The organism is Psychromonas aquimarina ATCC BAA-1526 (assembly GCF_000428725.1).
GTDB lineage: Bacteria > Pseudomonadota > Gammaproteobacteria > Enterobacterales > Psychromonadaceae > Psychromonas > Psychromonas aquimarina.
The window spans coordinates 324,731-337,139 of the sequence record NZ_KE386791.1 but is presented as its reverse complement, the minus strand read 5'-3'; the positions used below and the strand labels follow the sequence as shown (position 1 = coordinate 337,139).

At 43.5% G+C, this 12,409-nt stretch carries 10 protein-coding genes; 5 read left to right on the top strand and 5 right to left on the bottom strand.

Annotated elements, in window-relative coordinates; all coding sequences use genetic code 11:
• Nucleotides 1–46: 46 nt before the first annotated feature.
• From bioD to bioB, 4 genes are read right to left on the bottom strand one after another with little or no spacing between them, the layout of a single operon-like run.
• Nucleotides 47–730 (bottom strand): dethiobiotin synthase, encoded by a 684-nt coding sequence (gene bioD, locus G337_RS0120910; RefSeq protein ID WP_028865574.1) that lies wholly within the window; start codon nt 728–730, stop codon nt 47–49.
• A complete protein-coding gene (gene bioC, locus G337_RS0120905; RefSeq protein WP_037028264.1) occupies nt 731–1,537 on the bottom strand; it encodes a malonyl-ACP O-methyltransferase BioC in 807 nt (268 codons plus the stop codon). It abuts the gene before it with no gap.
• Nucleotides 1,527–2,696, bottom strand: coding sequence for an 8-amino-7-oxononanoate synthase (gene bioF, locus G337_RS0120900; RefSeq protein WP_028865572.1), 1,170 nt, complete (start codon nt 2,694–2,696; stop codon nt 1,527–1,529). Before bioF ends, bioC begins: the two co-directional genes overlap by 11 nt.
• Entirely contained in the window at nt 2,696–3,748 is a 1,053-nt protein-coding gene (gene bioB / locus G337_RS0120895) for a biotin synthase BioB (RefSeq protein ID WP_028865571.1), read from the bottom strand. Before bioB ends, bioF begins: the two co-directional genes overlap by 1 nt.
• A 107-nt stretch (nt 3,749–3,855) precedes the next feature.
• On the opposite strand from bioB, the gene bioA reads away from it, so the two are divergent.
• A complete protein-coding gene (bioA, locus tag G337_RS0120890) occupies nt 3,856–5,127 on the top strand; it encodes an adenosylmethionine--8-amino-7-oxononanoate transaminase (protein WP_028865570.1) in 1,272 nt (423 codons plus the stop codon).
• 81 nt (nt 5,128–5,208) lie between these two features.
• On the opposite strand, the gene G337_RS0120885 is transcribed toward bioA, so the two are convergent.
• The gene (locus G337_RS0120885) at nt 5,209–5,625 is read right to left on the bottom strand and encodes a hypothetical protein (protein ID WP_028865569.1); all 417 of its coding nucleotides are present in this window, start codon (nt 5,623–5,625) and stop codon (nt 5,209–5,211) included.
• A gap of 135 nt (nt 5,626–5,760) precedes the next feature.
• Here G337_RS0120885 and asnS point away from each other — a divergent pair, with 135 nt between their 5' ends.
• The 4 genes from asnS to G337_RS0120865 all read left to right on the top strand — a co-directional run bounded on the left by asnS (nt 5,761) and on the right by G337_RS0120865 (nt 12,399).
• The gene (gene asnS, locus G337_RS0120880; protein WP_028865568.1) at nt 5,761–7,161 is read left to right on the top strand and encodes an asparagine--tRNA ligase; all 1,401 of its coding nucleotides are present in this window, start codon (nt 5,761–5,763) and stop codon (nt 7,159–7,161) included.
• 183 nt (nt 7,162–7,344) lie between these two features.
• Entirely contained in the window at nt 7,345–8,007 is a 663-nt protein-coding gene (locus G337_RS0120875) for a TetR/AcrR family transcriptional regulator (RefSeq protein ID WP_028865567.1), read from the top strand.
• Nucleotides 7,997–9,301 carry an efflux RND transporter periplasmic adaptor subunit gene (locus G337_RS0120870; protein ID WP_028865566.1) on the top strand — a complete coding sequence of 435 codons (1,305 nt, stop codon included), beginning with the start codon at nt 7,997–7,999 and terminating at the stop codon, nt 9,299–9,301. Before G337_RS0120875 ends, G337_RS0120870 begins: the two co-directional genes overlap by 11 nt.
• On the top strand, nt 9,298–12,399 hold the full coding sequence (locus tag G337_RS0120865; RefSeq protein WP_028865565.1) for an efflux RND transporter permease subunit: 3,102 nt from the start codon (nt 9,298–9,300) through the stop codon (nt 12,397–12,399). The genes G337_RS0120870 and G337_RS0120865 overlap by 4 nt, the downstream gene beginning before the upstream one ends.
• The last annotated feature ends 10 nt before the right edge of the window (nt 12,400–12,409 follow it).

The window sequence follows — 12,409 nt, the reverse complement described above, 5'->3', positions numbered from 1 at the left end:
TAGCAGCGGCTGCTTTTAAATGTAAAGCAGCCGCTGTGAATTTAAATCAGCTGAAATCGCAATTTACATATTGAGCTAAATCACTGTTATTAACATTGCTAAGATAAGGAATTTCTGCAATCAGCGGCGCATCTAATTTCTTGGTCAGCAAATGCAGGTTCTGCTCATAATAGGGCATGTCGGGCTGCAGCTGATTGGCAATCCAGCCGACCACATTCAGACCGTCGTTGACAATCGTCTCATAAGTTAACAGTGCGTGATTAAGACAGCCAAGCTTCATTCCGACCACTAATATAACCGGCAGCTTCTGTGCTTTTACCCAGTCCGATAACAGCTGTTCATTATTTAATGGTAAACGCCAGCCGCCTGCGCCTTCCACAATTAACAGGTCTGCTTTTTTATCCTGCAGAACTTTCAGCCCCTGAGTTATGACATCCACTTCTATGGGAGTATTGACCAGCTCTGCGGCAATATGCGGTGCAATGGGCGGCTTAAAAGCGATCGGATTAACAGCCTGATACGGCACAGTAACTGTGCTGCTCTGCTGTAAAATCAATGCATCGTCGTTGCGCAGTCCCTTAGAGGTTACCATGCAGCCGGCGGCAATGGGTTTATAAGCCAGCGTAGTTAAACTCTGCCGCCCGGCGGCCTGCAGCAGTGCTTTAACACAGATAGTTTTTCCAACATCGGTATCAGTACCGGTCACAAATACAGTTTTATCTTTAAACATCTATTTTACAGCCTCTATATAACAAACTTGATAAGTTAAATTTAATAAACCATTGTCATTAACAAAAGGAGAATAACCTTGTTCTAATTGATTGATCAGCTGCCTGCCTTGTAACTTTAACCTTTGATGGCCATGAACATGATTTGCACCTATGCCTTTTAAAGCGCGCATCACTTCAATGACATTGTCATACTCTAAAGTGCGGGTTTCTGTAGTTATTTTTAGCGATTGAAAAGCAAGCGGTGCTAATAACTCTTCAATAACCGCTAAGCTTAAAAATGAATTGGTATGCGGGTGGCTGTCAACACTCTTCCAGGCCTGGGTAAGTTCATGAAGTGAGCCGTCAAGAAGCGTTGAAATATGTAATTTGCCCCCCGTGGTTAAGGATTCTTTTAACTGCTGTAAACAACAGCCGAGATCCGCACTCCACTGCACAACCAGATTAGAAAAAATCAGATCAAAAAAGTTTTTAGGAAAAGGCTGCTTGTCGATATCTCCCTGCTGACAGGTCACCTGCACTAGATTTTTTTGTTTTACCTGCTCCAGCATAGCGCTAGAAAGATCAAAACAAGTTAGAGAACTATGCGGATAAAAATCAGCTAACTTTTCACTAAAATAACCTGTGCCGCAGCCGAGATCTAAAATATTTGCCGGCTTATCTGCCGATAGTTGCTTAAACAGCTGCAGACCGATATCTCTCTGCAGCTGAGCAAACTGATCATAATGTTCGGCGGCTTTAGAAAAAGATGCTTCAACAGCCTGCTTGTTTATATCAAGCGGCCCATTAGTTATTATTCTACTGTTCATTGATAATCCGGCTAATAGCGTCAATCAGCATTTTCAGATCTTCTATTTCATGATTCGTGGTTAAGGTAATGCGTAAACGGGCACTGTTAACCGGCACGGTGGGAGGACGAATAGCGGTTGTCCAGAAACCTAACTTTTTAAGTTTTTCAGCGAGATTTAAGGTTCGGCGGCTGTCACCGATAATAACAGGCTGAACAGCTGTCTGTGATTCACCAAGTTCAATGCATTTATCTGCAGCTGACTCTCTGAATGTTTTGATTAAGCTGTGCAGCTTATCACGGCGCCACTGCTCAGATTCTGTCATTTTTGTCGCCTGAGTGATGGTATAAGCCATAGCCGGAGGCAGACCTGTTGTATAAATATAAGGTTTGGAGAAATTAGTTAAATAATCAATAAAAGATTGTGAACCGGCAACAAAAGCACCGCCCACACCTAATGCTTTACCAAAGGTTGCCATATATATCTGCACATCAGAATTTTTTAATCCTGCTTCAACTATACTGCCTTGGCCGTTTCTGCCCGACACACCTAAACCATGAGCATCATCAATCATTAGCCAGGCATTATTTTCCTGCGCCTGCTGATACAGTGACTGAACAGGTGCAGTGTCACCGTCCATACTGAATACACCTTCACTAATAATTAGTTTGTTACCTTCAGCTTCTTTATGATTATTCAATAAAGAGGTAAGGTGAGCTGTATCATTATGTCTGAAGCGAAGCATTTTACAGTCGGCAAGCGTACCGGCTTCCATCAATGATGCATGATTCAGTTTGTCCTGAATAAGCAGATCATGTTTATTAAGCAGCAGTTTGATAACCGCCTGATTAGCTGAATAACCGGAGCTGAACAGTGCTAATGCTTCTACACCCAGCCATTCCTTCAATTGCGCAGTAAGCTCTGCATGTGCCTGGTTATATCCTGTAACAAGAAACGAACCGCCGCTGCCGACACCAAACAGCTCCGCCCCCTTCTGCCATGCTTTTATTAAAGCAGGATCAGAGGCCAGGCCTAAATAATCATTACTGGAAAAATTAAGGTATGTTTTGTTATCAGCAATGAGATAACGCCCCTGCTGACCATCGGCGACTGTACATTTACGATAAAGTCCGTCTTGATAACGGACTTTAAGCTGCTGCTCTATAAAATCAAATGCCATTACAGTCTGCTTGTTGCATCGTAAAACAGTTCATCTTTTTCACTGTGACGAACGATTGCGGCATCAACCGGCTTCTCTTTTTCAAAGGGAGAAAAATTAACAGCTTCTTTATTAATGCCTAATTTTTTGAACAGTTTCATATCTGAGTTTTCATCAGGGTTTGCTGTAGTCAGCAGTTTGCATCCGTAAAAGATGGAGTTTGCACCGGCCATAAAACACAGGGCCTGGGTCTGCTCTGACATATCCTCGCGGCCCGCAGATAAACGTACATGCGATTTCGGCATCATAATACGGGCAATAGCAATAGTTTTAATAAAGGTGAATTCATCTAAATCATCAACATTGTCCAGCGGTGTGCCTTGAACCTTAACCAGCTTGTTAATCGGTACACTTTCAGGCTGTCTGGGCATATTAGCAAGCTGCACTAATAAACCGGATCTGTCTTTGCCCTCTTCACCTAAACCGACAATGCCGCCGCTGCAGACTTTCATACCGGCATTACGTACATGGTCCAATGTATCTAAACGGTCCTGATAAGAACGAGTGGTGATTATTTTATCGTAATATTCCGGAGAGGTATCCAGGTTATGATTGTAATAATCAAGGCCCGCTTCTGAAAGCTGCTCAGCCTGATCGCCGTCGAGCATCCCTAGCGTCATGCAGGACTCTAGCCCTAAAGATTTTACTTCTTTAATCATATCAACAAGATAAGGCATATCTCGCTGCTTGGGATTTTTCCAGGCTGCGCCCATACAAAAACGTGTTGATCCTGTTGCTTTGGCGTCTTTAGCTGCTTTGATAACTTTATCAACTTCCATCAAACGCTCTTTTTCAAGACCGGTATCGTAACGTGCACTTTGCGGGCAGTATTTACAGTCTTCCGGGCAGGCTCCGGTTTTGATAGATAATAAAGTACTAACCTGTACTTCATTTTTCGGGAAGTTTGCACGGTGTATGGTTTGTGCTTCAAATAACAGATCCATAAACGGCATTGCAAACATCGCTTCTACTTCTGCAACCGTCCAGTCCTGACGTATTGTTGTGCTTGGCATAATTAGTTCTCACTTCCCTTAAAATAGTTTGGCTAGTTTAAGGTTCAAAGCTACACTGTCAACTTTTTCACGATTATATCTTTACATCTGACTAAAAAGTGACCACCATGAACATTGATCTGCAGTTTGATACCAACCACTTATGGCACCCCTATACTTCTATGACAGCGCCGTTACCCTGTTACGGCGTGCTTAGCGCTGATAAATGCATGTTAACCCTTGAAAATAATCATCAGCTGATAGACGGCATGTCCTCCTGGTGGGCATGTTTATTTGGTTATAATGTGCCGGAGCTTAACCAGGCGGCCAAAAATCAGCTGGATAAAATGGCCCATGTTATGTTCGGTGGTCTGACTCATCAGCCCGCTGTCGATTTAGCTAAGAAACTGGTCGACATAACCCCCGAAGGTCTGGATAAAGTCTTTTTAGCAGACTCAGGCAGCGTCAGTGTTGAAGTTGCATTAAAAATGGCGCTGCAGTACTGGCATTCACTGGATAAACCTAAAAGTCAGTTTCTAACTATTCGTAATGGATATCACGGTGATACATTCGGTGCCATGTCTGTTACCGATCCCGAAGGCTCTATGCACGAGTTGTATCATAACTTCCTGCCTCAGCAGCTTTTTGTATCACAGCCGGGCATCTCTTTTGAACAGGAGTGGTGCGAAAGTGAGTTAGACGAAATCAGCGCAGCTGTTAAGCAAAATCATCATAATATAGCCGCGGTAATTTTAGAGCCGATTGTGCAGGGTGCAGGAGGCATGTATTTTTATCATCCGGAATATCTTAAAGGTGTACGCAGACTCTGCGATAAATATGGTCTGTTATTAATTGCCGATGAAATTGCTACCGGCTTTGGACGCACCGGTAAACTGTTTGCCTGTGAACATGCAGGTATCAGCCCGGATATTATTTGTGTAGGTAAAGCTATCACCGGCGGTTATATGAGCCTGGCGGCTACCTTAACCACTGATAAAATTGCTCAAACCATCAGCAGTGGTAAAGCCGGCGTATTTATGCACGGGCCGACCTTTATGGGCAATCCTTTAGCATGTGCCGTTGCTAATGCCAGCATTGATAAGCTGTTAGAGTGCAGCTGGTCAGATAAAGTCAGCAGTATAGAAAAACAGCTTAATGACTACTTAGCCCCCTGTAAAGCTCTAAAGCAGGTGCAGGATGTGCGGGTATTAGGGGCTATTGGTGTTGTTGAGATGGTCGAGCCGCTTGATGTAGCCATTGTACAGAAGCGTTTTGTGGAGCTTGGCGTGTGGATCCGTCCGTTCGGCAAGTTAGTTTATATTATGCCTCCCTATGTAATAGAAAAGCAGCAGCTGAAAACATTATGTGATGCAATATATACGGTAGCCGGTGAGTCTTAAACAGAAGTTATTTGTTTAACAGCAGTAAAAAAGGAGACATTTTGTCTCCTTTTATTTTCTAATCCCGCGGCTTGTACTTCGTCAGCCAAACAGATTCTCTAATATGGACAACTGCCCGTTTAAATAATTGAGATCAGTTTTTGCATAATAAAAAGCAAAAATAACCGTGACTGACATAATTACAATTAAAAACTTATCCGGCGTATTATCACCTGCCCGGCGTTTTTTATCCCAGGTATTAATTATTGCCAGCACAGACACTATGCTGCAGGACCAGATCAGGTACATAAATAGTTTGATCTCCGCAAATTCATAATACTGGGGAGATTCAACTCCAAAATGCGACATAACCAAAGGTTCAAAGAAATCCCGCTGGTAATGAAAAAGCAGCATATACGCTAAAAAAACCGCCCATAAAATAACCGTTAACCACAGCATAAAAAAACGACGCCACTCATGTGCATTATGAAACCGTTTTCTCTCGTATTGCTGTTCCATGACCTACCCCGATAAAAAACTTGATGATTATCAAATCATAGACTTGTATCTCAACCTAGCCAAGGTAAGATGTGTGTCTATTAAATATTTTTAGAAAAAAACAGTGAAAACTGTGATTATGGAGCACTAATTCTAATGTCAAAAACAGCGATTGTTGAAATTTTCAACAGCAAATTCCCAGTGGGTACAAAAGTAACGGTTCAGGGCTGGATCCGTACTCGTCGTGATTCAAAGGCCGGTATCTCATTTTTAGCAATTTATGACGGTTCTTGTTTTGATCCGATTCAGGCCGTTGTTCCTGCAGACCTAGAAAATTATGCTTCTGAAGTTCAAAATTTAACCGCAGGCTGCTCTGTTGAAGTAACGGGTAAATTAGTAGAAAGCCCGGGTAAAGGTCAAAGCTTTGAAATTCAAGCTGAAACAGTCAATGTTGTTGGTTTTGTTCAGGATCCGGACACTTACCCGATGTCGGCAAAGCGTCACAGCATTGAATATATGCGTGAACATGCACATCTTCGTCCGCGTACTAATATGTTCGGCGCGGTTACACGTGTTCGTAACTGTTTATCTCATGCAATTCATAACTTCTTTTATGAAAAAGGCTTTAACTGGATAAGCACGCCGATTATTACCGGCAGTGACTGTGAAGGTGCAGGTGAAATGTTTCAGGTGAGCACACTTGATTTAGAAAATCTTCCTCGTACTGATGCCGGTGCAATTGACTATAAGAAAGATTTCTTCGGTAAAGAAACTTTCCTGACTGTATCTGGTCAGCTGAACGCTGAAACCTACGCCTGTGCTCTGAGCAATGTTTATACTTTCGGTCCGACTTTCCGTGCTGAAAACTCCAACACAACTCGTCATCTTGCTGAGTTCTGGATGGTTGAGCCTGAAATTGCATTTGCTGATTTAGCTGATGCGGCACAGCTTGCAGAAGATATGCTTAAATATGTATTTAACGCAGTATTAACTGAACGTGCTGATGATATGGCTTTCTTTGCCCAGCGTGTAGATAAAGAAGCGATCACACGTTTAGAAAAAATGGTCAGCTCTGAGTTTGTACGTATGGACTACACAGACGCGATTGAAATCCTGCAGAACTGTGACAAACAGTTTGAATTCCCGGTTGAATGGGGTGTAGATCTGCAGTCTGAGCATGAGCGCTACCTGGCTGAAGAGCATGTAGGTGCACCGATTATTCTGCAGAACTACCCGAAAGATATTAAAGCTTTCTACATGAAATTAAATGCAGACGGCAAAACCGTTGCGGCTATGGATGTATTAGCACCGGGTATCGGTGAAATCATCGGCGGCAGTCAGCGTGAAGAGGACTTAGAAGCGCTTGATAAACGTCTTGAAGAGATGGGCTTAGATAAGGAAGATTACAGCTGGTACCGTGATCTGCGTAAATACGGTACAGTACCGCATGCAGGTTTCGGTCTTGGTTTTGAGCGTTTAGTTTCTTACGTAACCGGTGTACAGAACATCCGTGACGTAATTGCTTTCCCTCGTGCACCAGGCACAGCAGATTTCTAAATAATAGAAGTTATTTATTGATTATAAAAGCCGGCTTATTGCCGGTTTTTTTGTATCTGTTCAAAACTGCGCGCCTGCACACAATAATCATTAAATTCTTCAAATAACCAATTTCGGAGAATTATTCTACTGTCGCATCCTGCTGTCATCGCCTAATATATTCATCAAATGGAGAATTATATTATGCCGACAAAATCAAACATACGCCCGGGAAGGCCGGTCCAAGATACTCAAAAGCAGGCCAGGCTTATTGAAGCCGCCAGAGAGCTGTTTATTGCCGACGATTATGACAGGGTTTCTACGCGTAAAATTGCCTTAAAAGCCGGTGTAGATCCGGCATTAATTCGTTATTATTTTGGTTCAAAAATGCAGCTGTTTGCCGCTATGATCCGCGAAACCACCGCCCCGCTTTCCGCTCGTATGCAGATAATGAAATCTCGGGCACCATCAGACGGTCCTGCACAGATGCTGCGCACCTATTATCAGGTGATGGCTGAAAATCCGGATTTTCCCAAATTAATATTCAGACTAGCCAGTGTTGATACCAGTAATGATAAAAACAAAGAGCTTTGGCAGCTGTTGATTGACATTCTTCGCCCGCAGGAAATGGACCTTTTTGAACAACTCAAAAAAAACGGACTGCTTAAAGATAATATTGAACCTGCCTGTGCGCGGGTAAGTTTTATCAGCTTAATGGTCTTTCCCTTTTTAATGCCCGATAACTTTAAAAAAATGTACAACATTAAGTTTACAGATGAATTTTTGGCACAACTTGCCGAACAAAATATCCAACTACTCAGCTTAGGTTTACTTAAACCACAGGACAAAAATAATCATGGAAAATAAAAAACGCTTTTTTATACTGGGACTTGCTGTCGGAGTTATTGTACTGGTACTGGCAGTTAAACTTAAACCCAGCCCTGAGCTGCAGGCAAGTTTTGACCGCGCCAGACTGGTCGAAATCAATACCTTAAAAGCACAGCAGACAGCGCCGCAGGTCACAGGTTTTGGCAGGGTAACGCCTAAGCACAGCTGGCAGGGAATTGCCGAAGTCAGCGGCAAACTGATATACCGTAATCCGTTATTAGAAACCGGCCGCCTGCTGCCCGAGGGAACGGTACTTCTGGAAATTGATCCGCTTGAATATCAGCTTAATTTAGCGCAGGCAGAGTCAAATTTACATGCCAGTAAAGCACAGCTGCTGCGTATTGATCAGCAGGAGAAAAACTTTACTGACAGCCTTAAATTAGAGAAACAGAAACTGCAGTTAGTTGAGCAGGAATATCAAAGACAATTGACTTTGAAAAAGAAAGGTCTGATCTCCAGTTCCAGTGTCGAAAATCAAAAACAGACTCTGTTAGAGCAGCAGAACCGCGTCCAGGATCTGCAGAGTTCCCTGCAGCTCCTGCCCGATGATCGTAAAGTAACCATCGCGCAGGTACGTATCGATCAGTCTAAATTAGCAGACAGTCAGCGTAAATTGAGCAAAACAAAACTTGTCCTGCCCTATGATGCACGCATTGCCGAAGTAAATATAGAACAGGATCAGGTTGTCTCTTTAGGCTCGGTTATGCTCAGTGCTTATCAGTTAGGTACTGTTGAGATAAAGGCTGAATTATCCCTGTCAGATATGAATATTTTGATGAGCAGTATTAAGCATCTTCCTCAAAACGGCGCATTACCTTCAATCGAAACACTGCATCTGGTTGCGGATGTCTCCCTGCAGATGGCATCTAATGAATATCAATGGCCGGCCAAAGTGACTAGGGTTGCAGAAACAGTTAATCCGGATCAGGCCACCATAGGTGTGTATTTAGAGGTAGAGCAGGACTTCAGGAACCTCAACCTTCCCGCAAAACCACCGTTAACCAAAGGCATGTTTTTAGCGGCCACCATTAACGGGGCGGCATCAACACAATTTCTTATTCCGGAAAAGGCGCTGCACGAAAACAAAATTTATCTGATGGACAGCGATAATAAACTGCTGATTAAAACGGTTAAAGTGCTCTACCGCACCAGAAAGGGGGCGGTCATTACAGGAGATATACAGGAAGGTCAGAAACTGGTGGTTAACGACCTTATCCCTGCAGTTGCCGGTATGTCCCTTAAAACGGTTAATAATAAGGAGCAGGCGCTGTGATAAATTATTTAACACGCCACCCGACACTGGCTAATTTACTAATGATCGGCTTCCTGGTACTGGGTCTATCGCAATTAGGTAATATAAAACGGGAAACTTTTCCAGAGTTCGCACCGCCGTATATCTCTGCATCCATTGTTTATCCAGGCGCATCACCTATTGAAGTTGAAGAAAGTCTGTGTCTGCGTATGGAAGATGCCATTGACGGTTTATCCAGTATCGAAGAGACCAAATGTCAGGCCGTTGAAGGTATGGCTACCCTGATTATTAAACTGGATGAGAATGTCGACCTTGGGCGATCTTTAGTAGACGTGCAGACTGAAATTGGCGCCATAAAAGACTTTCCTAGTGAAATAGAGCCGCCGATTGTTAAAGAACTTGACTGGGCAGAGCCGGTTGTAGATATTGCAGTTTCCGCCGATACCACTCGTCCGCAGTTAAAAGCCTATGCAGAGGACGTCAAACTGAGACTAAAAGTGGATGCCGGTGTCAGCTTAGTGAGCATTTCCGGATTTTCTGACCATCAGTTAAGTGTAGAGCTTAACCAGGAGGCGGTCAGACGCCTGTCTTTAACCGTTAACGATATTGCCGATAAGATAAACAGGCAGAATGTTAAAATGCCCAGCGGTAATATTGAGCTGTTTGAAAAAACGCTGCTGATTCGTTTTGATCAGCAGAAAATAACCCCTTTTGAACTTGGCTCCACGGTTATTTCTTCTAATCGAGACGGCGGCATTGTACGCCTGGCAGATATCGCAACTATTACAGATAAATTTGCAGTTGATGAAGAAAAAATACTGTTTGACGGGAAACCGTCAGCGGTATTGAATATAAAGAAAAATAAAGCCGATGATGCGCTGCGCATAAAAGCAAAAGTGCAGGAGTTTGTTGACCAGGAGAATTTACGTGCACCTGAAGGTGTTACCCTCACTTTAACTAATGATTTATCATCGCTGCTTAAGGACAGGTTAGCCATGATGATCAAAAACGGCTGGCAGGGTATTATTTTAGTTTTCTGCAGTATGTGGCTGTTTTTCTCTCTGCGTTATTCTTTCTGGGTTTCAGCCGGATTACCCGTGGCCTTTATGGGCGGCTTGTTCCTGATGAGTATATTAGGGCTTTCAATAAATATAATGAGCCTGGTTGGTTTACTGATGGCAATCGGTATTATGATGGATGACGCGATTGTGATTGCCGAATCCATTGCCTCACATATTGACCGCGGATTTTCGCCGCAGGAAGCGGTCAGTAAAGGGGTTAAAAAAGTAGCGCCGGGTGTCGTCTCCTCTTTTCTAACCACTATTTTTATTTTCGGCAGTTTACTGTGGTTAGAGGGACAAATGGGTGCGGTATTGTCCGTGGTACCAATGGTACTGATTCTGGTATTAAGTATCAGCCTGGTAGAAGCATTTTGTATTCTGCCGAATCACCTCAATCATTCGCTCACTAACAAATCCAGCGAAAGACCGATGTGGCATTGGAAATGCCGCTTTTTAGATAATTTTGAAACCTTTAGAAATACAAAACTGGTGACTGCGGTAACATTTGTTGTTAAATGGCGGTATGCCTCGGTGGGTTGTGTTTTAGGTTTTCTTCTTATTTCTATCTCTTTAGTGGTCGGCGGCGCCGTTAAATTTGTTGCATTTCCAGAATTAGACGGTGACATTGCCGAAGCGCGTATCATATTACCACCGGGATCTTCACTAAGTCAGACGGAGCAGGTTGTAAACAAAATAGCGGCCAGCGCCAGAAAAACAGCAGAAATTTATAATCAGCAGAATGATGAACCCAGCCCTCTTATTGAGGATATTACAACACAGTTTAATTTTAACAGTGATGCCGGTGAGCAAGGTGCACACCTTGCCACCGTACGTGTAAATATGCTCTCAGCCGAGATCCGCAACACCTATATTGATGACTTTATTCAAGACTGGCGCTTAGACCTTGGTGATTTGCCAACTCCCGTTTCACTAGTATTCAAGCAGCCGACCATGGGCCCTGCCGGAAGGGATATTGAGATCCGATTGCAGCATAATGATCTTGACCAGCTCAAAGATGCCTCACTGCAGCTGCAGTCTTATCTGGCTGAGTTTTCCGGGGTAAACGGTATTTTAGATGATATGCGTCCCGGTAAAGAAGAGATCAGTATCAGTTTAAAACCAGGTGCAGAAGCCTATGGTGTAGACGGGAAAACGGTGGCACAGCAGCTGCGGGCGGCCTATTACGGCCAGACAGCGGATAATATTCAGGTCGGTCCTGAAAATATCGAAATAGAGGTGAAAATTAATAAGCAGCAGGCGGGTGATCTGCGCGTTTTAGAAAACTTTCCGATCATTATGCCCGACGGCAGTCAACTGCCGCTGAATGCTGTTGCAGATCTTGATTATCAACGCTCTTTTGTACGTATTTCTCGGGTTAACAGCTTAAGAACAGTCACTGTCATGGCCGAGGTAAACAATAAAAAAGCGAACAGCAGCGAAATTCTGCAGAAAGTTCGTCAGGAATTAATTCCTGAACTTAAAAGTCAATATCCCGACTTAAGAGTCGACTATGAAGGCGCCAGTAAAGAAACGGCTAAAACCGGTTCATCACTGTCAAAGGGTTTTATGATCGGTTTATTTGGTCTGTTTACGATTCTTAGTTTCCAGTTCCGCAGTTACCTTGAACCTTTTGTGGTTATGCTGGCAATCCCGCTTGCTTTGATCGGTGTGATCTGGGGACATTTCCTGCTTGGGCACAGCTTGTCTATGCCTTCTATTATGGGTTTTATCTCTCTGGCAGGTATCGTTGTTAACGATTCGATATTGCTGGTGCAGTATATACGCCACCATGTCGATGAAGGAGACAGTGTCCATAAAGCAGTGGTACTAGCAAGCAGAGAAAGGTTTAGAGCAGTGTTTCTGACCTCTTTGACAACAGCGGCCGGTCTGCTGCCGCTGCTGCTGGAAACCAGTTTACAGGCACAGGTAGTTCAGCCTCTGGTAATCTCAATAGTCTTTGGTATTTTTACTTCGACATTGCTGGTGTTATTTATTATACCAAGTGCTTATGCGATCCTGGCGGACTTTGGCTTGATCCACAAACATGAACACGCTTGATAAAAGGGCC